At 50.0% G+C, this 22,830-nt stretch carries 22 protein-coding genes and 1 pseudogene; 13 read left to right on the forward strand and 10 right to left on the reverse strand.

Going from position 1 to position 22,830, the window contains the following annotated elements:
• Positions 1-106 precede the first annotated feature (106 nt).
• The 4 genes from silA to ACLIBF_RS23410 form a co-directional block, all read right to left on the reverse strand.
• Entirely contained in the window at positions 107-3,253 is a 3,147-nt protein-coding gene (gene silA / locus ACLIBF_RS23395) for a Cu(+)/Ag(+) efflux RND transporter permease subunit SilA (RefSeq protein WP_182505479.1), read from the reverse strand.
• Between the two features lie 10 nt (positions 3,254-3,263).
• Positions 3,264-4,556: an efflux RND transporter periplasmic adaptor subunit gene (locus ACLIBF_RS23400; protein WP_182505468.1), complete on the reverse strand. Its 1,293-nt coding sequence runs from the start codon at positions 4,554-4,556 to the stop codon at positions 3,264-3,266.
• Between the two features lie 113 nt (positions 4,557-4,669).
• Positions 4,670-5,023, reverse strand: coding sequence for a cation efflux system protein CusF (cusF, locus tag ACLIBF_RS23405; protein ID WP_187495286.1), 354 nt, complete (start codon positions 5,021-5,023; stop codon positions 4,670-4,672).
• Between the two features lie 28 nt (positions 5,024-5,051).
• The gene (locus ACLIBF_RS23410; protein ID WP_182505470.1) at positions 5,052-6,437 is read right to left on the reverse strand and encodes an efflux transporter outer membrane subunit; all 1,386 of its coding nucleotides are present in this window, start codon (positions 6,435-6,437) and stop codon (positions 5,052-5,054) included.
• 194 nt (positions 6,438-6,631) lie between these two features.
• Here ACLIBF_RS23410 and ACLIBF_RS23415 point away from each other — a divergent pair, with 194 nt between their 5' ends.
• From ACLIBF_RS23415 to ACLIBF_RS23425, 3 genes are all read left to right on the forward strand, one after another.
• Positions 6,632-7,315: a copper/silver response regulator transcription factor gene (locus ACLIBF_RS23415; RefSeq protein WP_182505471.1), complete on the forward strand. Its 684-nt coding sequence runs from the start codon at positions 6,632-6,634 to the stop codon at positions 7,313-7,315.
• Complete coding sequence (locus ACLIBF_RS23420; protein WP_425048474.1) at positions 7,305-8,759, forward strand: Cu(+)/Ag(+) sensor histidine kinase; 1,455 nt, start codon at positions 7,305-7,307, stop codon at positions 8,757-8,759. The genes ACLIBF_RS23415 and ACLIBF_RS23420 overlap by 11 nt, the downstream gene beginning before the upstream one ends.
• Positions 8,760-9,027: 268 nt before the next feature.
• Positions 9,028-9,450, forward strand: coding sequence for a copper-binding protein (locus ACLIBF_RS23425; RefSeq protein WP_182505473.1), 423 nt, complete (start codon positions 9,028-9,030; stop codon positions 9,448-9,450).
• 850 nt (positions 9,451-10,300) lie between these two features.
• On the opposite strand, the gene ACLIBF_RS23430 is transcribed toward ACLIBF_RS23425, so the two are convergent.
• Entirely contained in the window at positions 10,301-10,531 is a 231-nt protein-coding gene (locus ACLIBF_RS23430; RefSeq protein ID WP_182505474.1) for a hypothetical protein, read from the reverse strand.
• A gap of 297 nt (positions 10,532-10,828) precedes the next feature.
• Between ACLIBF_RS23430 and ACLIBF_RS23435 the strand changes: the two genes are divergently transcribed.
• The 7 genes from ACLIBF_RS23435 (at position 10,829) to copM (ending at position 17,604) form a co-directional block, all read left to right on the forward strand.
• Positions 10,829-12,670, forward strand: coding sequence for a copper resistance system multicopper oxidase (locus ACLIBF_RS23435; protein WP_187495284.1), 1,842 nt, complete (start codon positions 10,829-10,831; stop codon positions 12,668-12,670).
• Positions 12,671-12,773: 103 nt separating this feature from the next.
• Positions 12,774-13,658, forward strand: a complete 885-nt coding sequence (locus ACLIBF_RS23440; RefSeq protein ID WP_182505480.1) for a copper resistance protein B — start codon at positions 12,774-12,776, stop codon at positions 13,656-13,658.
• A 31-nt stretch (positions 13,659-13,689) separates the two neighbouring features.
• Positions 13,690-14,070: a copper homeostasis periplasmic binding protein CopC gene (copC, locus tag ACLIBF_RS23445; RefSeq protein WP_133846943.1), complete on the forward strand. Its 381-nt coding sequence runs from the start codon at positions 13,690-13,692 to the stop codon at positions 14,068-14,070.
• A gap of 4 nt (positions 14,071-14,074) precedes the next feature.
• Positions 14,075-15,007, forward strand: a complete 933-nt coding sequence (gene copD / locus ACLIBF_RS23450; protein WP_182505476.1) for a copper homeostasis membrane protein CopD — start codon at positions 14,075-14,077, stop codon at positions 15,005-15,007.
• 31 nt (positions 15,008-15,038) lie between these two features.
• The gene (locus ACLIBF_RS23455; RefSeq protein WP_065647974.1) at positions 15,039-15,719 is read left to right on the forward strand and encodes a heavy metal response regulator transcription factor; all 681 of its coding nucleotides are present in this window, start codon (positions 15,039-15,041) and stop codon (positions 15,717-15,719) included.
• Entirely contained in the window at positions 15,716-17,125 is a 1,410-nt protein-coding gene (locus tag ACLIBF_RS23460) for a heavy metal sensor histidine kinase (protein ID WP_448310794.1), read from the forward strand. Before ACLIBF_RS23455 ends, ACLIBF_RS23460 begins: the two co-directional genes overlap by 4 nt.
• Positions 17,126-17,253: 128 nt before the next feature.
• On the forward strand, positions 17,254-17,604 hold the full coding sequence (copM, locus tag ACLIBF_RS23465; RefSeq protein WP_094111241.1) for a CopM family metallochaperone: 351 nt from the start codon (positions 17,254-17,256) through the stop codon (positions 17,602-17,604).
• Positions 17,605-17,763: 159 nt separating this feature from the next.
• Here copM and ACLIBF_RS23470 read toward each other — a convergent pair whose 3' ends face one another.
• The 5 genes and pseudogenes from ACLIBF_RS23470 to umuD form a co-directional block, all read right to left on the reverse strand.
• Positions 17,764-18,057, reverse strand: coding sequence for a site-specific recombinase (locus tag ACLIBF_RS23470; protein ID WP_244555213.1), 294 nt, complete (start codon positions 18,055-18,057; stop codon positions 17,764-17,766).
• A gap of 109 nt (positions 18,058-18,166) precedes the next feature.
• On the reverse strand, positions 18,167-19,339 hold the full coding sequence (locus tag ACLIBF_RS23475; RefSeq protein WP_448310796.1) for a hypothetical protein: 1,173 nt from the start codon (positions 19,337-19,339) through the stop codon (positions 18,167-18,169).
• Between the two features lie 46 nt (positions 19,340-19,385).
• Positions 19,386-20,051 (reverse strand): tyrosine-type recombinase/integrase, encoded by a 666-nt coding sequence (locus ACLIBF_RS23480; RefSeq protein ID WP_448310797.1) that lies wholly within the window; start codon positions 20,049-20,051, stop codon positions 19,386-19,388.
• A 73-nt stretch (positions 20,052-20,124) separates the two neighbouring features.
• Positions 20,125-20,352: pseudogene (locus ACLIBF_RS23485) on the reverse strand (Y-family DNA polymerase); the annotation flags it as partial.
• On the reverse strand, positions 20,352-20,786 hold the full coding sequence (gene umuD, locus ACLIBF_RS23490) for a translesion error-prone DNA polymerase V autoproteolytic subunit (RefSeq protein WP_089562074.1): 435 nt from the start codon (positions 20,784-20,786) through the stop codon (positions 20,352-20,354). The pseudogene ACLIBF_RS23485 and the gene umuD, both read right to left, overlap by 1 nt.
• A gap of 462 nt (positions 20,787-21,248) precedes the next feature.
• On the opposite strand from umuD, the gene ACLIBF_RS23495 reads away from it, so the two are divergent.
• From ACLIBF_RS23495 to ACLIBF_RS23505, 3 genes are all read left to right on the forward strand, one after another.
• Positions 21,249-21,521 carry an antitoxin gene (locus ACLIBF_RS23495; RefSeq protein WP_448310799.1) on the forward strand — a complete coding sequence of 91 codons (273 nt, stop codon included), beginning with the start codon at positions 21,249-21,251 and terminating at the stop codon, positions 21,519-21,521.
• Positions 21,521-21,886 carry a type II toxin-antitoxin system PemK/MazF family toxin gene (locus ACLIBF_RS23500; RefSeq protein WP_448310800.1) on the forward strand — a complete coding sequence of 122 codons (366 nt, stop codon included), beginning with the start codon at positions 21,521-21,523 and terminating at the stop codon, positions 21,884-21,886. Before ACLIBF_RS23495 ends, ACLIBF_RS23500 begins: the two co-directional genes overlap by 1 nt.
• A gap of 85 nt (positions 21,887-21,971) precedes the next feature.
• On the forward strand, positions 21,972-22,256 hold the full coding sequence (locus ACLIBF_RS23505) for a hypothetical protein (RefSeq protein ID WP_448310801.1): 285 nt from the start codon (positions 21,972-21,974) through the stop codon (positions 22,254-22,256).
• The last annotated feature ends 574 nt before the right edge of the window (positions 22,257-22,830 follow it).

Raw genomic sequence — 22,830 nt, forward strand, 5'->3', positions numbered from 1 at the left:
AAGAGAGGGACAGCATCACTGACACCGCTCTTTTCATAATGGCTATAGTGCAGTTTTGATACCTATCCTGATATAAAGGCCCTCTCTGACAGAGGGCCTTTTGATATCATAATATCCTTGCTTTATGCCTACGCAGCCAGATTAATTTGTAGGCAGCAGGAATAATGAACAGTGATAGAAGCGGAGCTGTGATCATCCCCCCAATCATGGGTGCTGCAATCCGACTCATGACTTCTGAGCCTGCTCCCGTTCCCCAGAGAATGGGTAGCAGACCCGCAATGATCACTGCCACGGTCATGGCTTTTGGCCGGACACGCAGAACTGCACCATGGTAGAGGGCTTCATCAAGACTTTCAGATGTGAATGTCTCGCGGTGGGACAATTCCGGGTGTGCTTCAATGGCATGACGCAGATACATCAGCATGACCACTCCAAATTCTGCCGCCACCCCAGCCAGGGCGATAAATCCGGTTCCGGTCGCCACAGACATGTGGAAGTCCTGCCAGTAGAGGAACCATATTCCCCCGACCAGGGCAAACGGAAGACTCATCAGGATCAGCAGGGCTTCATCAGCCCGGCGGAAGGCGAGGTATAACAGAATGAAAATGATCATCACCGTCATCGGTACCATCAGTTTCAGTTTCTTGTTGGCGTGCTCAAGTAACTCAAATTGACCGGAGAATGACACACTGGTACCCGGTCTAAGTTTCACTTTCTTGCTGATGGCCGTCTTAATATCGTTTACCACCGAAACCATATCCCTGCCGCGCGCATCAATATAAATCCAGCTGGCAGGCCGGGCATTTTCTGTTTTCAGCATGGTTGGTCCGGAAACGACCCTAACGTCAGTTACATCCCCCAGCGTGATTTGCTGCTTCATCGGTGTCAGAATCGGCATCTGTTTCAGCGCCTGCGGACTGTTCCGGTAATCCTGCGGGTAACGGATATTAATCGGATACCGGGCCACGCCCTCAACCGTTTCCCCCACCGTCGCGCCGCCGATGGCTGAGGAGACGAACAGCTGGACATCACCCACCGTCATCCCGTAGCGGGAGGCTTTTTCACGGTTAATATCGATGCCAATGTAGCGCCCACCCTCCAGTCGCTCAGCCAGAGCAGATACCACGCCCGGCACGGTTTTGGCTACCGCCTCAATGCTCTGCGCCGTTGCATCGATATCGGACAGAACAGTACCTGACACCTTGATACCTATCGGACTTTTGATCCCGGTTGAGAGCATATCAATACGGTTACGGATGGGGGGCACCCAGAGGTTAGCCAGTCCGGGTAAACGGACCGTTTTATCGAGTTCGTCAATAATCTTGTCAATCGTCATGCCGGGCCGCCACTGATCCTCTGGTTTGAGCTGGATCGTGGTTTCCATCATTTCGAGCGGCGCGGAATCCGTCGCGGTCTCGGCCTTCCCGGTCTTGCCAAAAACAGAAGCTACTTCAGGTACGGTTTTGATGAGCTTATCCGTGGTCTGTAAGATCGCAGCGGCCTCTGCCGGCGATACGCCCGGCAATGTTGAGGGCATATACAACAGGTCGCCCTCGTTTATCTTCGGCAGAAACTCGCCGCCCACCTGACTCAGGGGCCAGATAACCGTGAAGATGGATAAGGTCGCAACCAGCAGGGTTGTTTTTGGCCAGTGAAGTACCCGCAGCAGCAAAGGATGATACGCTTTAATCAGCAGCCGGTTCAGAGGATTGCTGGTCTCGGCAGGAATCTTCCCCCGGATCCAGAATCCCATCAGAATCGGGATGACGATGATGGCCAGCGCGGCCGCGCCCGCCATGGAGTAGGTTTTCGTAAAGGCCAGTGGACCAAAGAGACGACCTTCCTGTCCTTCCAGGGTAAAAATAGGAATAAAGGACAGGGTAATGATCAGCAGACTGATAAACAGCGCAGGCCCCACTTCAACGGAGGCATCGGTGATAACCTTCCAGCGGGTTGCGTTGTCAATCTGCTCATCCGGATGCTGATGATCCCACTCTTCCAGCCGTTTATGCGCATTTTCAATCATCACGATGGCGGCATCCACCATCGCCCCTACCGCAATGGCGATCCCTCCCAGCGACATTATATTGGCGTTCAGCCCCTGGAAATGCATGACAATAAAGGCGATACACAGACCAAGGGGCAGAGAAATAATCGCCACCAGGGCAGAACGAACATGCCACAGAAACAGGGCGCAGACGATGGCTACCACGATAAACTCTTCCAGGAGTTTGTAGCTGAGGTTGTCAATGGCCCGGTCAATTAACTGGCTGCGATCGTAGGTAGTCACAATATCAACGCCCTCAGGCAAACTTGCCTTCAGGGTCTCCAGTTTATCTTTCACTGCAGTGATAACGTCGCGCGCATTTTTACCCGACCGCAGGATCACGACGCCGCCGGCGACTTCTCCCTGACCGTTAAGCTCTGCTATACCACGCCGCATTTCAGGCCCGGTCTGCACGCGGGCCACGTCCCGCAGATAAATCGGTACACCGTTTTCTCCGGTTTTCAGGACGATGTTATTGAAATCGTCTATGGACTGGAGGTAACCGCTGGCCCGGACCATGTACTCCGCTTCGGCGATTTCAACGGATGAGCCACCGGCTTCCTGATTAGATGACTCAAGGGCCTGTTTTACTTCTGGCAGGCTGATGCCGTACTGGGCCAGTTTCTCCGGGTTAACCTGGATTTGGTACTGCTTGACCACGCCGCCTACTGATGCAACTTCCGCGACGTTAGGGATAGTTTTCAGTTCAAATTTCAGGAACCAGTCCTGCAGAGAGCGCAGTTCGGAAAGGTCGTGTTTTCCGCTGTGATCAACCAGAGCATATTCAAATATCCAGCCCACACCTGTGGCATCAGGCCCGATTTCCGAGCTTACACCGGAAGGCAGTTTTCCCTGAACCTGATTAAGGTATTCGAGCACACGCGAGCGGGCCCAGTACAGATCGGTCCCGTCCTCAAAAATGACATACACGTAGGAATCGCCGAACTGGGAAAAACCGCGCACGGTCTTGGCACCGGGTACCGACAGCATGGTGGTCGTGAGCGGATATGTAACCTGGTTTTCAACAATCTGCGGAGCCTGACCAGGATAGCTGGTCTTGATAATTACCTGTACATCGGACAGATCGGGTAGCGCATCCACAGGGGTGTTGATGATAGTCCAGGTGCCCCAGACACTAAGAAACAGAGCGGCCATCATAACGAGGAAACGGTTGGCAACCGATCGCCGTATAATCCATTCAATCATCATCGTCTCCTCAATGACCGGAATGTGTATTTGCAGACGGAGCGGACATTGGCGACATTGTGCCGTCCGTTGTTTCCGGATGACGCATACGTTCCAGTGCGCCCGTAATGTTGGCTTCGGAGTCAATCAGGAACATGCCGCTGACTACCACCATATCGCCTTCATTGAGGCCGGTGCCGATACCGGACTGTTGCTGAGATTCGTGGAGAACGTGGACCCTTTTTGGCACAAACCGACCTTCTGCATCGACAGTGATCACGCGCTGTTCTTTACCGGTGTCAATAACGGCCTGCGACGGGATCAGCAACATTTCCTGGCTCCGGGTATTCAGTTTCAGATAGGCATTCATGCCCGGTTTAAGACGTTCGTCCTTGTTTGATACCTGCAGACGTACCTGCAGGGTCCGGGTGGTTTGATCGACGCTGGGAAGAATGTTCCATTTTTCTACATGGAACAATTTATCCGGATAGGCCGGTACTGAAATTTCAAATTGAGAGGTGTCTTTCAGGAGATAGGCGATGGATTCGGGTACTGCCGCACTGATCCAGACCGGATCCATCCCCTGAATCTGTGCCACCACTTTATCTTTTGAGATATTCATACCAGTGCGCAGGTCAAACGCCGTAATGACACCATCTATCGGTGCCTTAATGGTAAACCGGGTCTGAATACTCCGGGTTGACCGCAGTTTCTGGATATCCTTTTCCGGCATTCCGGCCAGACGAAGTCGTTCAAGCACACCTTTAATTTGCGTTGGTGTCCCTCCGGTGCCAGATAACAGTAGAAACTCACTTTGTGCTTCCACCCATTCCGGAATGGTAATATCGATAAGCGGTGTACCTTCCTTCACATGATCGCCAATCGTCAGGGGATACACTTTTTCGACGAAACCGTCAGAGCGCGCCTGCACAATGACAAACTGATACTCGTTGTAACTAACATTGGCCGGTATTGTCTGAGAATAATTCAGCATTCCGCGTGTGACTTTTTGCGTTTTTAATCCCAGGTTCTGAACCAGCGTTGGATCAATACGGATCCCATCGCTGATTTTCTCGCCGCTTTCATCTGCATATTTTGGCACCAGGTCCATGTCCATAAAGGGTGATTTTCCGGGTTTATCAAATTTCGTATCCGGTTTCATCGGGTCATACCAGAAAAGTATCTTTCGCTCCGGTGTCTTTAGTTCCGTTTGTACTGTTTTTTGTTCCGGGTTTACATACTGCAAGGCAGTAACCGATATCAGCCCCCCTGCTATCAGGCTGCTGATAATTATTGCAGCATATTTTATCTTTAAAGAAGCCATACAATTTCTCGCTGAAAAATCAAAACACCTGGCATATGCGCCTGATCATTAATTCACAGAAATATCTTTATAAGTGTTCAGGCCCACTGGATATATTCGCTCCGGGCTGTCAGTCAGGATTGGGTAACGTTAATGCTTTTGAGTAAGGCGATATTGCCCTGCTGAATAAACGAGAAATCAACGTGGTTACCGGTTTTCAGGGCATTAATGGTGTCGTCTGCATTCACAAAGGTGAAGCGCATGGTCATTGCAGGCCAGCCCACCGCAGGGATAGCTCCGTGCGAAATGGTAATTTTTTTACTTTTTATATCAATGTCTTTAACGACACCGTTGCCATAAATAATTTGCTGTGTCGAAGCATCACTGGCAGCATTCATATCACCATGGTGATGTGTTTCAGCATGAAGACCGGCAGAAATCATGACAGAGAAGGTGCCCAATAAAACGGCTTTAAGTGAATTACGCATTTTTTATTTCCTGATTAATGAATTAAATTTACTCTACCCAACCGCCACCCAGTGCGGTGAACAGATTGATTTCGTTAACCTGATGGGAATATGTAAGATCGAGAATGGTTTGCTGTGTCGTGAACAGGGAGCGTTCTGCATCCAGCACTTCAATGTAGCTGACAGCACCACTTGAATATAATCCTCTGGCACGCTGGAGGGTTATCTGCAGTGAATTGAGATAACGCTGCTGTGCCTCAAGTTGCTGGCTAAGGCTGTCCCGCAGCGCAAGCGTATCGGATACATCCTTAAAGGCGGACTGAATTTTTTGTTCGTAGTTAACCACCGACTGTTGCTGGCGAATTTCAGCCAGTTTCAGATTGGCTTTGTTCCTGCCGGCATTAAAAACAGGAATTTCAATTTTGGGAATAAAATTCCACATTCCGCTTCCTGACGTAAAGAGGCTGGACAGCTCTGTACTGCTTGCGGAAAGACTACTGGTCAGGCTAATGGATGGGAAAAAGGCCGCTCGCGCTGCGCCAATATTGGCATCAGCCGCTTTGAGCTGGTATTCCGCTTCCATGATATCCGGGCGCTGCAGCAAAATTTGTGACGACAGGTTTGGTGGCAGTTTTACTGGTGCGATCTCACCACCTTTCATCGTTTTTTCTGACGGAAGTGCGTGGTAGGCTCCCAGCAGCAGTTGCAGGGCATTGTTTGCCTGCGCCAGATCGCCTTCTCGTTTGGCTATCTCAGCGCGGGTACTTTCGATTTGTCCCCTGGCCTGTTCAAGCGCCAGAACGTTCGCACTCCCGGTCACCAGCTGTTGTTCAACGAAAGCATAAGACTGTTGATAATTTTTCAGCGTTTCCCGCGCAATACGGAGTTGTTCGGACGCCAGTTGCTGGCTGAAATAGCTCTGTGAAACGTTCGATACCAGCAGGATGTGTACGGCACGACGGGCTTCTTCGCTGGCAAAATAGTTCTGGCGGTCAGCTTCACTCATGTTCTTAAGCTTGCCGAAAAAATCGAGCTCATAGCTGAGCTCCAGACCCGCGTCGTACTCCTGTGCGGTCGGCTTGTCACCTTTCAGACTACCGCGGTAGGTGATCCCGGATGAGGCATTCAACTGGGGATTACGATCTGCATCCGTGACGTTGAACTGGGCCCGGGCCTCTTCAACCTTCAGGGCGGCCATTCTCAAATCACGGTTGTTTGTCAGGGCTTCACCGATCAGCAGGGTAACATGGGGATCGACAAAAAAATTACGCCAGCCCGTATCCTGATAGCCATTTACCGCTGGCGTCAGGCTGTTGCGTGACAGAGAAAACTGCTGTGGTACTGGCGCTGCCGGCCGCTGATACTCAGGTGCCAGTGAAACGCAGCCTGTCAGTATAAAAATCATGCTGATGCTTAATAGTTTTAATTTGAACATAACGCTTCTCTTCCAGGCAGGCCTGGTAAATGGTTCAAATGAAGTCCAGAGTATTGATAGGGGGATTTTACAGAATGCTCTCTGTTTGCCAGGTGACTGAATAATGACAATGCTGTCATTTTTAACGTAAGTCGTTGATTACATGCTTAGGCTAAATAGAATGAATGGCATGAGTAGTCAGCCAGGGGAGCAAGATGAAAATACTGATCGTTGAAGATGAAGTAAAAACTGGAGAGTACCTCAGTAAAGGGCTTACTGAGGCGGGATTTGTAGTTGATCTCGCTGATAATGGTCTGACCGGATATCATCTCGCCATAACAGCCGAATATGATTTACTGATTCTGGATATCATGCTCCCGGATGTAAACGGCTGGGATATTATTCGTATGCTTCGTGCCGCAGGTAAAGGTATGCCTGTTTTGCTGCTTACGGCTCTCGGCACCATTGAGCACCGGGTTAAAGGACTTGAGCTGGGCGCGGACGATTACCTGATCAAACCATTTGCGTTTGCTGAGCTTCTTGCCCGGGTCAGGACACTTTTACGACGGGGTAACACAGTCATCACGGAAAGCCAGTTTAAGGTGGCTGATCTGATGGTAGACCTCGTTTCAAGGAAGGTTAGCCGCGCAGGGAAACGTATTTTGCTGACGAGTAAGGAGTTCTCCCTGCTGGAATTCTTCATTCGTCATCAGGGAGAGGTGCTGCCCCGTTCGCTGATTGCATCGCAGGTCTGGGATATGAACTTTGACAGCGATACTAATGCTATAGATGTGGCAGTAAAACGCCTCAGGGCAAAGGTAGACAACGATTATGAGCCTAAGCTGATCCAGACGGTCCGCGGCGTGGGATATATCCTGGAGGTTCCGGATGCGTTTTAATTTCTCAGGGCGCCCTTACTCTCTCGCACTGAGACTGACCTTCTTTATCAGCCTGTCCACCATAATTGCGTTTTTTGCTTTTACCTGGTTTATGCTGCATTCCGTTGAAAAACACTTTGCAGAGCAGGATGTCCGGGATCTGAAACAAATCAGTCTCACGATGAACAGAATACTGCAGACACCTGTAGCTCCGGACCAAAAAAAAATAAGTAAAATCAAAGAATCCATCTCAGATTACCGCAACGTCGCTGTTCTTATTTTGACTGATGGGGGCGACGTGTTGTTCAGCTCACCACAAGGGGCGACGTTACGCTCTGCGGTCAATGCATCAAACTTTACCGCGCATAGTCGGGCCAGGGAAATATTCCTCTGGACAGTGAAAGAGCCAGCTTTACTTATGCGCAACGGCTCTGACATGAAAATGCAGACTTACAGAATCGTTGCATCTTCAGGCAAAGCAACGCTTAACGGAAAACCACAGACGTATCAGATGATAATTGGGCTCTCGATTGATTTTCATCTTCATTACCTGGAAGCACTAAAAAAGAATTTAATTGCCATTGCCTTTGTAATCAGCCTGTTGATTATTTGCATTATCCGCATAGCGGTTCGCCAGGGACATCTTCCTCTCCGCAACGTCAGCAAGGCCATTAAAAATATTACCTCGGAGAACCTGGATGTGAGACTGGAACCGTCCAAAGTTCCCATCGAGCTGGAGCAACTGGTGATATCGTTTAACCATATGATTGAAAAGATTGAGGATGTATTTACGCGACAGGCAAATTTCTCTGCTGATATCGCCCATGAAATCAGAACGCCCATAACCAATCTGGTTACACAGACTGAAATCGCGCTAAGTCAGCACAGAACGCAGAAAGAGCTGGAGGATGTGTTGTATTCCAGCCTTGAAGAGTATAACAGAATGACAAAAATGGTCAGCGATATGCTTTTTCTGGCACAGGCTGATAATAATCAATTGATCCCCGAACGGATAATGTTTGATCTCCGCACAGAAGTGGTCAAGGTGTTTGATTTTTTCGAAGCCTGGGCAGAAGAACTCAATGTTTCTCTGCAGTTAAACGGGTCGTGCTGCCTTATTAAAGGAGACCCACTTATGTACCGAAGGGCATTAAATAATCTTCTGTCTAACGCTCTGCGTTATACGCAGTCAGGGAAGACAGTGACTGTAACCATTGCGGGGAATGAGAATAGTGTTCAGCTTATAGTTGAAAATCCAGGGAAACCGATACCTGCAGAACACCTGCCACGTTTGTTTGATCGGTTTTATCGCGTCGATCCATCGCGGCAAAGAAAGGGAGAAGGCAGTGGGATTGGTCTGGCGATTGTAAAGTCAATCGTAAACGCTCATCACGGGAAACTGTGGGTCGAATCAGATACAGTTTCGACACGATTCATATTGCTATTACCCAGAATGGCTGCATAGTGTCCCGAATGTCTCCAGTTTTTTCGATGAATAATAAATATATTACAGAGATGTCATTAAGCTGTCATGCCTTCAACAGAATTAAGCAGGTAGAATCGTCCTCACTAAGCAGGCGGAACAGTCTTTATGGATCAATATCAACGGAATACAGGCACTGAGTTACGTATATTATCTTTTTTAAGATGAAACCAGTCTGGCTTGTGAGCTCTTTAGTTGATGACATCGTTGACAGTCCGTTATTTATTTCATTATCAATGGGGACCTTATTATGAAAAGTTTAATTTTCGCTTCCTTTGTCGGACTTAGCTTAATTCCTTCAGCTTGGGCGGATGGAAAAATTAACATTCATGAGCATGTTAATAATGCCCAGGCGGCAGCGCACCAACAACCGTCTTCATCCGTTCCTGAATCTGTCAGGGGAGAAGTATCACAAATGAAGAGTATGGATCAGCATGAACAGGCCCTTATCGTTCATAATTCCATGAAAAATAGTGCTTCTGATGCCCATCAGAAAATGGCGAAGAACCATCAGAAGATGTCTGATGAGATGGCCGGCATGAAATCAAGTACCGCGCCATCTTTTGCAGAAATGGATGAACATGAAAGGGCCGCCGTTGTCCACGAAAATATGAGTAACGGCCAGTCAGAAGCACACCAGTCAATGGCTGCAATACATCGCGGCATGAAGTAAAACTGACGGAAGCGGGTTGCTATATCAGTCCTTAATGTTTTATTCAGACGCAGAAATTCTTACCTTACAGATACGAACCATTTATTCAAATCAGCCCCTGCTTGGGGCTTTTTTGCAACGCTTATAAACACCCAGCATTTTTATGATATTTATTTTTTTGTTTCCTGCTGCAACTGGAGGCTTTATCGCTTTGAACTAATGCTGAGGAATTCTGTTGAAGCTATTTCAACCAGCTTACTATTTTTATATGACGCAATGTGCTATTTCTCAATAAATTACTTGCTTAATGCTGCTTATTTTTTTGAGTGCTACAAAAGCACATTAATCAATTTCTCTGTTAATAATTTTAAATATTTACGGGCGAAGCAAGAGCACGCTTTCCTTGACGGTTAGAATTTTTCATTATGCATAAGAGCGGCGTATACGACATGAAACGTAAAAAACTGACCTTCAAAGTTTATTGGTTCTGATGGCATTCTGTAAGCGGCTGTATATTCATTTCGATGCTTTTATCGTTTCAGTATGAGGCATTTCAGGCATAACCGGAAGATAAATCGCAGATTGCAGTGCAGGTTCAGGGCGGTCAGCTGGCAGATAAGACCTGAACCGGGTAAAAAAGGTAAATACAGTTACACCTTACTGCACGTTGAGTAAACCGGGGTCTGCGGTAAACAGAATGTTTAAAATATAAAAAAGTAGCCCGCCACAGTCAGCGGGCCGGCTGAAATCAGCCTGAAAGAAGATTTACCGGAAATACATTAATGATGAGGGTAATGCACAATACATCCCGGATGCAGTGGCAAAGGAGAACAGAAAACTCCGGGCGAATTTTCTGTCCACATACTATCCGTTATTTCTCTTCCAGCATCATTTTACGGTGCGTATCGATAATGCTCTGATGCGCAGCTGAGTTTGCATTATCCATGCTCTCATGCGCAAGAATGGCTCGTTCATGCTCATTCATCGAAGAGACAGAAACACGGTTATCAGTGTTATCTGATGCTGTTTCAGGATGCAGCTGTGCCCATGCGGACGAAGCGGAAATCAGGATCACAAGAGGGATAAGCATTACTTTTTTCATGGTGGCAGTCCTTAACGTTGAATGTAAAATAAGAATAAACAATTACCGGCCGGGTTTACCTGTGGCCTTAGTGATGTTCATCGTACAGAAGAAAAAACGTTACGGCGAAAAATGACAGAAATGTAATTTATAAACAGTGCGTTCCAACATTACATAATTGTAATCACACAAAGTCTGTAGCTGTGGTAGCTTTCCGGTAACAAAAAATTTTACATCCTGAACGGTAAGCACGGCTTGTGCTTCCGGTGCGGAGAGAGCCATTCTCCCGGGATAACAGGAAATTGCCGGAGTTCAGTCATGCAGCTTAAAAGTTCACGACGTAATTTCATTAAAGGGATCACTGCCACTGGCATTGTGGGCGGACTGGGCCTGCGAACATTCGATGCATTCTCGGCGGTAAGCCTGATGCAGTCCCGCACACTTACCGGCACAGACTTTGATCTGTTTATTGGCGAGACGCCGCTTAATATCACCGGTAAAACCCGGTATGCAAAAACCATTAATGCCGGCCTGCCAGGCCCTCTGTTGCGCTGGAAAGAAGGCGATACCGTTACATTAAGAGTTAAAAATCGCCTTTCTGAACCGACATCAATTCACTGGCATGGCATTCTTCTGCCGGCGAATATGGATGGCGTACCGGGACTGAGTTTTCATGGTATTGAGCCGGACGATACCTATGTTTACTCCTTTAAGCTAAAGCAGAACGGTACATACTGGTATCACAGCCATTCCGGCCTGCAGGAGCAGGAAGGTGTTTATGGCCCGATTATTATTGATGCTGCTGAACCAGAACCGTTTGTCTGGGATAGCGAACACATAGTCATGCTTACCGACTGGTCTGATGAAAAAGCATCAGACATTCTCGCCAAACTGAAAAAGCAGTCCGATTATTACAACTTTGCGAAACCTACCGTTTCTGACTTTTTCCGTGACGCCAGGGAAAAAGGTCTCGGCAGTACCTTGTCCGATCGGAAAATGTGGGCAGAAATGAAGATGAATCCGACGGATTTGGCAGACGTCAGTGGTGCCACATATACCTATCTCATGAACGGGCAGGGGCCTGGAAAAAACTGGACAGGGCTGTTCCGTAAAGGCGAGAAGGTACGCCTGCGTTTCATTAACGGTTCCGCCATGACCTACTTTGATGTGCGCATTCCAGGTCTGAAAATGACGGTCGTGGCGGCTGATGGCCAGTATGTCTCGCCTGTTGCTGTTGACGAGTTTCGCATCGCTGTGGCCGAAACTTACGATGTAATCGTGGAGCCGGCTGAAGATGCCTACACTATTTTCGCGCAGTCTATGGACAGAAGCGGCTACGCTCGCGGCACGCTGGCTGTCCGTGAAGGGCTTTATGCTCCGGTACCGGCTCCCGATCCACGCCCCTGGCTGACTATGGACGATATGGGGATGGGCGGGATGGATCACGGCAGCATGGGAGGTATGGATCACAGCCAGATGCAGAGCATGAATAACGACACCATGACAGGTATGGATGGTAATGCTATGCAGGCTATGGATGGCTCAGCTGTATCCGGAGCAGCAGAAAGTATGCCGGAAATGGACCATAGCGCCATGGCAGGGATGGATCACGGCAGCATGAGTGGCATGGGGGACATGCAGAAACATCCTGCATCTGAAACAGACAATCCACTGGTTGATATGCAGGCCATGATGCCGGCGCCTAAATTAAGTGACCCGGGCATTGGTTTGCGTAATAACGGCAGAAAAGTCCTTACGTATGCCGATTTGAAAAGCACATTCGAAGATCCGGACGGGCGTGAGCCGTCGCGTACCATCGAGCTACATCTCACCGGACATATGGAAAAATTCGCCTGGTCATTCAACGGTATTAAATTCTCCGATTCAGAACCGGTTACGCTGCGATATGGCGAACGCGTGCGTGTGGTGCTGGTTAACGACACGATGATGACGCACCCCATTCACCTGCATGGTATGTGGAGCGATCTGGAGGATGAGGACGGTAATTTCCTGGTACGCAAACACACTATCGATATGCCTCCGGGCACCCGCCGAAGCTATCGGGTGACTGCCGATGCACTCGGGCGGTGGGCTTATCACTGTCATCTTCTTTTCCATATGGAAACCGGCATGTTTCGTGAAGTCCGGGTTACAGAGTGAGGTAGCGATAATGTCAGTTTCAGGATGGAATGGTATGACAAAGTATTTTTCACGTTCCGCTGCAGGATTGCTGGCCTGCACTGCGTTTGCCGGAACGATAGTGATGCCCGCGTATGCAGCACCTACGGGATCATCTGACAATACACAACAGCATGATATGTCAGGCATGGACCATTCTGCTATGCAGGGAATGGATCATGCGTCAATGGAAGGAATGACGCCTGGGGCATCCGGTATGGAGGGTATGGAATCCATGCAGCCCGCGGCGCCAGCAGAAAGCCGTACACCCATTCCGCCGGTTACGGAGGCGGACCGTAAGGCAGCATTCCCGGACGTACATGGGCATAAGGTTCATGACAACAGCATAAATTACTTTGTGCTTGCCGATCAGCTGGAATGGCAAAAAAACAGTGATCCGGGTGGCTTCAGCTGGGATGTGAGCGGCTGGGCTGGCGGGGATATCAATCGACTCTGGTTACGTAGCGAAGGTGAAACCACCCGAGGTAAAGCCGAATCCGCAGAAGTTCAGGCTTTATGGGGACATGCTCTGACACCCTGGTGGGACGTGGTTGCCGGTGCCCGGCAGGATTTCAGGCCCGGAAAACCGCAAACCTGGCTGGCTGCTGGTTTTCAGGGCATGGCGTTGTACAACTTTGAAAGCGAGCTGACTGCGTTTGCCGGCGAGCAGGGACGGACAGCGCTCAGGCTGGAAGCCGAATACGATGTGCTGCTGACCAATCGCCTGATCCTGCAGCCTTCCTTTGAGGCAAATATTTACGGGAAAGATGATGAAGCACGGGAAACCGGTAAAGGCCTTTCCAGTACCGAACTTTCTCTTCGCCTTCGCTATGAAGTGAAAAGAGAATTTGCACCTTACGTGGGGATTTCGTGGAGCCAGCTCTATGGCAATACTGCTGATATGGCTGCCCGTGAAGATAAAAAAGATAATGAAGTGCGCTTCCTCCTCGGGGCTCGCATGTGGTTCTGATGCAGTTAATTCAAACAAAACAGGTATTATTATGAAACATTCATCTGCCAAATATTTCTTTGCTTTAGTTACTTCTGTCGCAACTTTCGCTGCACAGGCGCATCCGGAACTGGCGTCTGCTGTCCCTGCTGATAAGTCTCAGATAACGGCACCGTCTAAACTGGAACTGCATTTCACCGAAAATCTGGTAACGAAATTTTCCGGCGCACGTCTTGTAATGACCGCCATGCCGGGCATGTCTTCTCATGCGCCAATGCCCGTTGCGGCTAAAGTCTCAGCGGGCAGCGATCCGAAAACAATGATTATCACACCGGCAAAAACTCTGCCTGCAGGAACCTATAAAGTGGAATGGCGGGCGGTATCTTCTGATACTCACCCACGCACCGGCAACTACAGTTTTAGCGTGAAGTAATACCATGAACGATCAGACTTTTATTATCATCCGTTTTTTTCTTTACCTGGATCTTATGCTTCTTTTTGGCCTGCCTTTATTCGAAATTTATGGGGTAAAGGGTGTATTGAAAAAATCGGTATCGTTGTTCAGCGTCTGGTCGTTCTTTTTTACGCTCATCTCTGCTGGCATGGTTTTGTCCCTTGTAAATATGCTGCTTGTCGCTCAGGCCATGAGTGGCGTCAGTGATCCCGGCGAACTGACGCTGCATATTATGGAGATGGTTGTCGGGGAAACTGCAGTGGGCATGAGCTGGGTTATCCGCTTCGCTGCGCTGGTCATGGCGTTTATCGGGCTTGGTCTGCGGCTCAGGCATGTCGGGCTGTCACGTTATGTGCTTACCCTGTCCGGCGGTATAGCACTTGCTACACTGGCATGGGGCGGGCATGCGGCAATGAATGACGGGATCAGCTACTATCTTCATCTTCTGAGCGATATCATTCATCTGACAGCGGCCGGGGCCTGGATCGGTGCACTGGCGGCTTTTACTCTGCTCTTATGCATTAAAAAGGCTGAAAAGGCTGTCTATGCCAGCCAGCTGGCCGCAGCGCTGTCGGGTTTTGCCCGTGCCGGCACGATCATTGTGCTAAGCATTGTCATCACCGCCGTGGTTAACTTCGTATTTATCGTTGAAAAGCCTCTGAGTACCCTGCCAGGCAGCGACTATGGTCTGCTGCTGCTGATAAAAACTGTTCTGTTTTTTCTGATGCTGCTGCTGGCCGCCGCCAATCGCTTCCGGCTTACACCGCGACTGGAAACGGCCCTGCGTCAGGGCCAATATAAGATGGGTATTTACCTGATGCGTAAAAGCATTATCACGGAATTTACTGTTTCGGTACTGATACTGGCAACCGTCGCCTGGCTGGGCACGCTGTCGCCGGGTACCGGTATGGAATAACGACTAACCGTAGCCTGCAGGAAAGCTGCCCATGACCACTATGCTGATCGTTGAGGATGAACTGAAAACCGGTACCTACCTGAGACAGGGGCTTCTGGAAGCGGGATATGATGTAACCCTTGTAAACGACGGGCGTCAGGGACTGGAGCATATCCTGCGACAGCATTATGATCTCATTATTCTGGATGTAATGCTGCCCTCAATGGACGGCTGGGATATTCTTCAGCAGATGCGTATGGCCCGGCACGAAGAGCCCGTGCTGTTTCTGACTGCCCGGGATAACGTCAGTGAAAAGATTAAAGGTCTCGATCTTGGCGCGGATGACTATCTGCTCAAACCCTTTGATTTTGCCGAGCTACTGGCGCGTATCCGCACCCTGCTCAGACGCAACCGTACGCAAACGTCCGGTACGCACCGCATTGCTGATTTGGTTATGGATGTCACCCGCCGGAGTGTGAGCCGTTCCGGCAAAAAGATACATTTGTCTGCTAAAGAATTTGTGCTGCTTGAGCTGCTGTTACAGCGGACCGGAGAGGTGCTGCCAAGGAGCCTGCTTTCATCTCTGGTCTGGAATATCAATTTTGAAAGCGATACCAATGTGATTGATGTGGCCGTCAGACGACTTCGCAGTAAGGTGGATGATGACTTTACACCAAAGCTTATTCACACGGTACGGGGTATCGGATATGTGCTGGAGATACGGGAAGAGTGAAGCGTAACTGGTCTCTGACATCACGACTGAGCATAATTTTTGCCGGCGTGATGATGTCCGTCTGGCTTCTTTCGAGTGTGCTGCTTGTAGCCGCCCTCAGCAGTTATTTTCGTCATCAGGATGCCACATTGCTGACCGGAAAGCTTGAGCTTGCCACAGAGCTTCTTGAGGGTGAGGTGCACGCCGGAAAGCTCGACAGCGCATCGCTTGCACGAAAGCTTTCGGATGCCATGGTTGGTCACAGCGGACTTTATCTTTCCGTTAAAACAACTGATAACCAGATGCTGGCCGACTATTCATCTCCCGGTTTTTTGGTGCCTTATGAGCGGTTTAGCGGCGAAGCTACCCGTCCGGGTATTATGCAGACGGTGGAGGAAGACAGCAGGCGTTATAACGTTATGGCCAGAAAAATTAATGCGAAGAGCGCAGGTAAACTAAACGATGTACTGATTACGGCAGCCTATGATACCAGCCTTCATGATGAGTTTATCGGTCAGCTTAAAAGATGGCTGGTCTGGTTTAATGTCGCTCTGATATTTATCTCCGTTTTTCTGGGATGGCTCGTCACCCGGATGGGACTCAGGCCTCTGAATGAAATAAACCGGCTTGCCTCGGCGATTACGATTAACAGCCTGAGCAAACGTCTCCCTGGCCATAATCTGCCAGCCGAACTGAAGGTAACAGTAGCTGAATTTAACAGCATGCTTGAACGGCTGGAAGATTCATTTAGTCGTCTGTCTGAGTTCTCTTCGGATATCGCGCATGAACTGCGTACCCCTGTCAGTAATCTAATGATGCAGACTCAGGTTGCGCTGTCACGTGAACGTGATGCCGAAAGTTACCGTGAGGTGCTTTTTTCAAATCTGGAAGAGCTGAGCCGGCTCGCCAGAATGAGCAGTGATATGCTTTTCCTGGCTAAATCTGAAAACGGGCTGATGCCTCTGGAGAAACAGGACGTTTCGTTAAACGCAGAGCTGGAAGAGCTCCTCGATTTTTTTGAACCGCTTGCCGGTGACAGCGGCAAAACGCTTTCTCTGCAGGGGGAGGCAGTTGTCAGAGGCGATCGCCTGATGCTGCGTCGTGCAATGAGTAATCTGATAACTAACGCCATAAAATATTCATTACCCGGATCAGCCATTAATGTGCTGGCTGAACACCACGCCGGCAGGGTTTTTATACATGTCTCTAACCCCACAGAAAATATCAACCGGGATAGTCTGAACCGGCTTTTTGACCGCTTTTACCGGGGCGACGCTTCCCGTCAGCATAATACGGACGGTGCCGGGCTGGGGTTGTCCATCACCCGTTCTGTTTTACTGGCTCATGAGGGCGATCTGCAGGTTTCCATGAACAATAATGTAATTACGTTCACGGCCATGATACCGGCTCCCCGGGAGGTGTCTTAACGTTTTACCAGCAGGTCGGCAATTTTCATTGTCTTGTACTGCCTTAGTATCAGTAATAGGTTTCCCGGCACATTAAAGGATATCGGGAAAATCTGAAGTCTGAATCCAATACATGAAGGAGTGACGTTATGAAAAAAACGCATTTTGTTTTTGCTTCACTGATTTTTGCCCTGCCGGCTGCCGTTATAGCTCAGCAGCCGGACTCAAAGATGTCCCAGGATATGAATATGTCTCCGGCTTCAAAAGAGTACATGTCTGGTATGCAAAAGATGCACAGCGGCATGATGAATGCCATGAAGGAGCAGGACGCTGACAGAGCGTTTGCCTCGGGCATGATTGAGCACCACAAAGGGGCTATTGCCATGGCCGAAACGGAACTGAAATACGGGAAAGATCCGGAAATGAAGAAGATGGCAGAGGACATTATCAAAGCGCAAAAAGGTGAAATTGAGCATATGGAAACGTGGCTGAAAAAATAATCCTCTTCCGCTTTGGGATCTGTTAACGTAAAGCAGGTTTCTGGCGGAGGACCTCTGGGAATCTTTCATGAGAAAGTAATATAACCTGTCTGAACCTTCGCCCCGGGTCCAGCATTCATTTTTCAGGCGAAATGGTTCTCCGGGGCGAAACAGGGTGCTTTACTGTTTTTTCAATGCATAATCCAGTTTTTCCATATCGTTAACGACAATTTCTTGCTCGTCAGCTGTCAGCGGAACTTCCTCCAGATAACGCTTCACTGAAGCCTTACTTTCCAGCAACAGGCCTCTGGCGCTTTCTTTAGGAAGGTTAAAATCGCACCCGATACAGGCCATACGGTGAGGGCAACTGCTCCAGAATGGGTTCGTACAGAAAGAATCCCCTAAATCGTAATAGGTTGCCGGTCCGGTCAGGCTGACAGCTTCCGGATCATGATCGATTAGCACGCTCATCATATGCGCCACCCGGTCCGCCTTCACAAAAGACACAGCCAGCTGGGTAGGACGTATACGAATATAATGCATGGTGGACTGAGGCGTAGAATGACCTGACCACTGCATCAGCTCATACAAAGACATGCCCTGCGGAACACTGGCCAGGGCTGTAACTGCTGAAGCGCCCCCGATGGCTGGTAATTGGGCCCCGGCTGTCTTCCACAGGCACACCCGCTCTGGCACAGAGAACCGGGATGACAGTCCGGTTTATGACATCCCTGCCGACAGGTTTGCCCCGAAACTGAAACAGGAAGCGGACTTTTTCACCGGTACGCTCATCCGTAAGAGCTGCCTGTTCCTGTGGACGTTCGCTGAGCCAGATATCAACGTACTTTTTCACGACGGCAGAGATAGGTTTTACAAAGGCTTTAGACGTTTTTCCTGCCGGTACGCTGAGGTAGCAAAGCGTTCCTGCCAAAATGATGTTACCATCCTCCCGCCTGATATCATCCGCCTGCAGAGTGATGCAGCCAGCAGTAAGACGCATTAACTCGTTCTGGCGCAGCCCGGCATGTGTCCAGATAACGGCCATCGCCTGCAGCATGGACAGAGGATAGTGAATGTCACTCAGGAGATCTTCATGGCGCAGATTGAGGCTTGCCCAGATCAGCTTCAGCCAGACCGGATCATCAATGACGCGGGGATTTACACTCTGACGGAACAGTGGAGTGCCAGGCGTAGAGAGATGTCGTGCCGGACTGAATTTCAGTCGCCCCCAGCCCCAGTTTTCATAATCGATCATGAAACGGCGAACCGCATACACAAATCCGCTACGGGAATTCGGCAGCAAGGGCTCACCTATCCGGGCAGATTGCCGGGCACCTCCTCCGGTGCCCAGTGACAGCTCGCCCACCTTCATTCGTCCAACTGCCGCAATAAAGCTGGCACAGGTTTCCATTGTCCAGTCGGCCGGTTCGTGAATATCCGGATATTGCCGGGCAAGCCACAGCCCACAGCGGAGAATAAAACTGTACTGGTTCTCCCGTGATCGGGGGCGAAGCACTGACGTATCCCTCCATTTCCGGCACCACCTGACCCAGTCTGCCGCGATACCTTGCGTGGATTTTTCATGCCATTCTTTATAATTCCGCATACGCACAGAATTTTTTATGATGCCCATTGCGGCAAGTGCGTGTGAAACCCTGCCAGCTGTTTTTGCTATTCCCCGGTCGTGATAATTCTGCGCCCGCCACAGCAGATCGATCGTAAAGCTTTCAAGTTGAGGATTGTTATTCATCAGCATCAGTACGCCGAGTATGGCTGACAGAGCATTTTTCTGGTTCTGACTTTTATACCCAAGAGAAACCCGCGAGCCGTAACTGCCGGAAATGATTTGCCAGCACCTGTGTTACGGCGGGACTGTAGCAGACTATCCTTTCCCGCCTGTTTTTCGTCGTTTCGGCGCGGACACGAATCAGACGATGAGCAGGGTCGATATCCTCAAGCGCCAGGGCTGTCACCTCTGCACGGCGGAGTGCACCAAAATAGGCAAGCGCGAGCATCAGCCGATCACGCAGGGAGGCAGTTGAAACATGTTTAAGAAATCTCAGCCATTGCTCATCATCAGGAATAACGGGCAGACGTGTGATACGGGGAACCAGACCACGTCCCGTATAAGCACTCCCCGGCAAACCCGCACGGGGTAATGGATTGAGACTGCATATATCCTGATAAACCAGAAAGTCATACCAGAGACGGATCGCAGAAAGGCGCAGCTGGAGCGTGGCGCTGGCCGCGGGAAAAGGCATGCCGGGTAACTGAGGGCGGATGTAGACGGCCAGGTCTTCAAACCGGGCCTTTTCAGGTTCAATGCTGTTATGGCTGCAGAACGCAAAATAATGGCTGAGGGCACTGCGGTAGGCGGAGAGTGTGGCCTGAGCCCGGCCCAGGTCGGACAGCAGTTTCAGCCAGCGCTCCGCCAGTACCAGAACGTCCTCATTTGGTGGAATCATCATGGTGTTTACCTCTGATAGCAGCATTGCTGCTCAAAGATTAGCCAGTCGATGTTGCATTCCAATTAACTTACTAGAGCGCGTAATTACTTGAAAAACAATGAACCTTACTTGAAAATCCTCTTTCACGCAGTTTGAACCAGGGCTCTCCCATTTTTATACCCAGCGCCTTAGCCTCTTTGTTTCTGGCGATAACACAACCATCGTTATTTGAAGCAACTACCACAGGCTGCCCTTTAAGATCCGGGCGGAAAACCTGTTCGCAGGAGGCATAGAAGCTGTTCACGTCAGCCAGGGCAAACATCATTTTCCCCGGGTGCTATGAATGAAATGGGTGACTACGCCAAAGACATCAAGCTCGTCCGGGTTAACATAAATGGCCTGATGGGGAGGATTGAGCGATCGCAGCGCAAGGCGGGGCCGCAGTTGCAGCTGCCGGACAATAAACTCACCATCAGCTGTGGCCACAATGATGTCACCATGGTCAGGCGTGACTGCACGATCGATTACCAGCAGGTCGCCATCCTTCATGCCGGCGCTGGCCATACTGCTTCCGGAGGCCCGGAGAAAAAATGTTGCTGCAGGATGTCTTACGCAGTACTGGTGCAGGTTGAGTTCTGATTCAACATAGTCCTGAGCAGGGGAAGGGAAACCAGCCGGGACCCGCTCAAGAAAGAGTGGTAGTGACATTTCCTGCGGCTCATCAGCCGCTAACTGTATTGTGAAAGAAGCGCTCATAGGTATGCCTGAAAATTATAACTGTTTTTATATACAGTAATCTGGCTGCGGCAATTTTACCAGTCGCCCGCTGTAAAGATGCGGGCGGGAGAACCTGCAGCATCAAATAAGCCTGCCCGGAGTGGCCATCAGGGGCTAAATGCCGGGAGTGGAGTGAACGCAGATCATGTTGGCTACCGATGCCATTACGCTTCCTCGTCACGGCTGTTCGTTCCTCGCTACGCTGCGGTACGCCTCAGCCGCGTCTGCGGCGAGCGTTACGGTTGCACGTTCAGGGCAGAAGGATGTGTGGCGTGGCCTGTTTCACTCCGGGCAGTGCCGCAACTGGTCATGAGCATGACGGTCGTGCGACAGTTTTGTGCTCCTGACGGTAACAAAAGAGGAATAAAAAGGAGCTTAAAGTGTGACTTAGTGTCACTCTGTGATAAAGTATGTGTAACTAAGTGACACTTCGGAGGATCTATGGCTTCAACAAGACTTCGTCAGCAGGGCGGGGCAGTCGTGCTGACTATCCCGAGCGAGATTGCAGTAAGGGCTGGCTGGACGGTCGGCATCGAACTGGACGTGACTGCAGAGGGCGAAACCGTAAACATAGCCCCTGTCGCGCGCGTGCCTCGCGGCCGCCGGACCGTTTCGCAGTTGCTGGCCGGTATCGTGCAGGAGGAAATCCAGAGTTACAACGAAGAAACAGCTGACGGCCTGAGAGATGCGCCGCAGGGCAGGGAGCTTATCTGATGGTTTCAAGAAGGGTGCCGCAGAAGGGCGAAATCTGGCATGTTAATGGTGATCCGGTGGAAGGTCGCGAGTTTAAGGGACCGCATTACTACCTCGTTATTTCGCAGCGGGAGCTGGTCGCGGCACTCGGAACGGCTGTCTGCGTGCCGGTGACAAGTGGCGGCGGCGCATCACGCTCGCAGGGTGTAACCGTCTACCTGGACGGCAACAGCACGGACACCGGCAAGGTTACCGGGGTGGCATTGTGCTATCAGCTGCGCTCACTTGACCTGGCGGCGCGCAGGGCGAGCTATGCCGCCACGGTTGAGCCACACATTATGGACGAGATACTGTCCATGGTGGTTGACCTTATCGACCCGCGTTAATTTGTTTCCCGGGCGGGCTCCAGGACCTTCCCGGGCTGGGTACTGAAAGCACTCAACTGTATTCCGAAGACAAAAAAGGAAATTTATGAATCAGGCTGCAACTATGTTTGAAAATATCCGCATAGCAGTCCCGATAATAATCGCTGTGATTTTCTGGATTTATTTACTTTTTATTAAAAGCGATATAAGGCATACGAAAGAACAGTTGCGGGACAGACTGTGGATTGATCATCCATCTCTATCGCCAAAAGTGGATATGGAAACCAGTCTGAAAGCCAGCATCACTGCTAAAGAACAACAGGCACGTATGGCTATTAAAATAGCACTTATGTTTTCAGGATTAGCCATATTCTTTGCGGTACTGGCTTAAGGCATATTTATAAGTTCATTAAATGCCGCGCTGCGTCGTACAAATCGCAAAAAGCCGCTTGCAAGGGCGGTTTTACGTTGTGACGTACCTGAAAAGTGACGGCTCGCCAATGACCGTCAGGTTTATAGATGAGATGTTTGAAACCGAATTTCCCGGACAGGCATTCTTTATGCCACCGGCTCCCCACATGAAAACCGGCTAGCCCTCATTCATGCCAGAAGCTGACAAACCCCAAGAGGAACGCGGCACACATTGTCTTTAGTCTGTTCTTCACGACAAACCCCAGGAAGAATGCCGGATGGCTTTTCGGTCACACTTCCGCCTGGCAACCCGCACGAAGAAACAGGTGCCGCCTGCGGATAGGCCGATCTGCGAAAACTGTCTGGGTATGCGAGGCGTCGTGACGCAACAATTTTGGTGCACATCCAATATGAGGCTTTGGCAATGAAAAATTTATACCGGATTTACCAGACAACTCTGTGCGGCCCGCGCCAGTTCCTGGGAGATGTACTCATGCTGATGGAACTGTGGGAAAAGGTACAGCACCTCTTTTCCAGCGGTATTTTGCACTGAT

The organism is Pantoea sp. PGP6, from assembly GCF_053474785.1.

Bases quoted from the DNA above. Each gene is read 5' to 3' on its own strand.
- ACLIBF_RS23480 (WP_448310797.1), bottom strand. From the start codon at position 20,051: ATGATGATTCCACCAAATGAGGACGTTCTGGTACTGGCGGAGCGCTGG.
- ACLIBF_RS23410 (WP_182505470.1), bottom strand. From the start codon at position 6,437: ATGTTCAAATTAAAACTATTAAGCATCAGCATGATTTTTATACTGACA.
- ACLIBF_RS23400 (WP_182505468.1), bottom strand. From the start codon at position 4,556: ATGGCTTCTTTAAAGATAAAATATGCTGCAATAATTATCAGCAGCCTG.
- ACLIBF_RS23495 (WP_448310799.1), top strand. From the start codon at position 21,249: ATGGCTTCAACAAGACTTCGTCAGCAGGGCGGGGCAGTCGTGCTGACT.
- copM (WP_094111241.1), top strand. From the start codon at position 17,254: ATGAAAAAAACGCATTTTGTTTTTGCTTCACTGATTTTTGCCCTGCCG.
- ACLIBF_RS23425 (WP_182505473.1), top strand. From the start codon at position 9,028: ATGAAAAGTTTAATTTTCGCTTCCTTTGTCGGACTTAGCTTAATTCCT.
- ACLIBF_RS23505 (WP_448310801.1), top strand. From the start codon at position 21,972: ATGAATCAGGCTGCAACTATGTTTGAAAATATCCGCATAGCAGTCCCG.
- ACLIBF_RS23455 (WP_065647974.1), top strand. From the start codon at position 15,039: ATGACCACTATGCTGATCGTTGAGGATGAACTGAAAACCGGTACCTAC.
- silA (WP_182505479.1), bottom strand. From the start codon at position 3,253: ATGATTGAATGGATTATACGGCGATCGGTTGCCAACCGTTTCCTCGTT.
- ACLIBF_RS23470 (WP_244555213.1), bottom strand. From the start codon at position 18,057: ATGATGAGCGTGCTAATCGATCATGATCCGGAAGCTGTCAGCCTGACC.
- ACLIBF_RS23440 (WP_182505480.1), top strand. From the start codon at position 12,774: ATGCCCGCGTATGCAGCACCTACGGGATCATCTGACAATACACAACAG.
- ACLIBF_RS23500 (WP_448310800.1), top strand. From the start codon at position 21,521: ATGGTTTCAAGAAGGGTGCCGCAGAAGGGCGAAATCTGGCATGTTAAT.
- cusF (WP_187495286.1), bottom strand. From the start codon at position 5,023: ATGCGTAATTCACTTAAAGCCGTTTTATTGGGCACCTTCTCTGTCATG.
- umuD (WP_089562074.1), bottom strand. From the start codon at position 20,786: ATGAGCGCTTCTTTCACAATACAGTTAGCGGCTGATGAGCCGCAGGAA.
- copC (WP_133846943.1), top strand. From the start codon at position 13,690: ATGAAACATTCATCTGCCAAATATTTCTTTGCTTTAGTTACTTCTGTC.
- ACLIBF_RS23430 (WP_182505474.1), bottom strand. From the start codon at position 10,531: ATGAAAAAAGTAATGCTTATCCCTCTTGTGATCCTGATTTCCGCTTCG.
- ACLIBF_RS23475 (WP_448310796.1), bottom strand. From the start codon at position 19,339: ATGCTGATGAATAACAATCCTCAACTTGAAAGCTTTACGATCGATCTG.
- ACLIBF_RS23420 (WP_425048474.1), top strand. From the start codon at position 7,305: ATGCGTTTTAATTTCTCAGGGCGCCCTTACTCTCTCGCACTGAGACTG.
- copD (WP_182505476.1), top strand. From the start codon at position 14,075: ATGAACGATCAGACTTTTATTATCATCCGTTTTTTTCTTTACCTGGAT.
- ACLIBF_RS23415 (WP_182505471.1), top strand. From the start codon at position 6,632: ATGAAAATACTGATCGTTGAAGATGAAGTAAAAACTGGAGAGTACCTC.
- ACLIBF_RS23435 (WP_187495284.1), top strand. From the start codon at position 10,829: ATGCAGCTTAAAAGTTCACGACGTAATTTCATTAAAGGGATCACTGCC.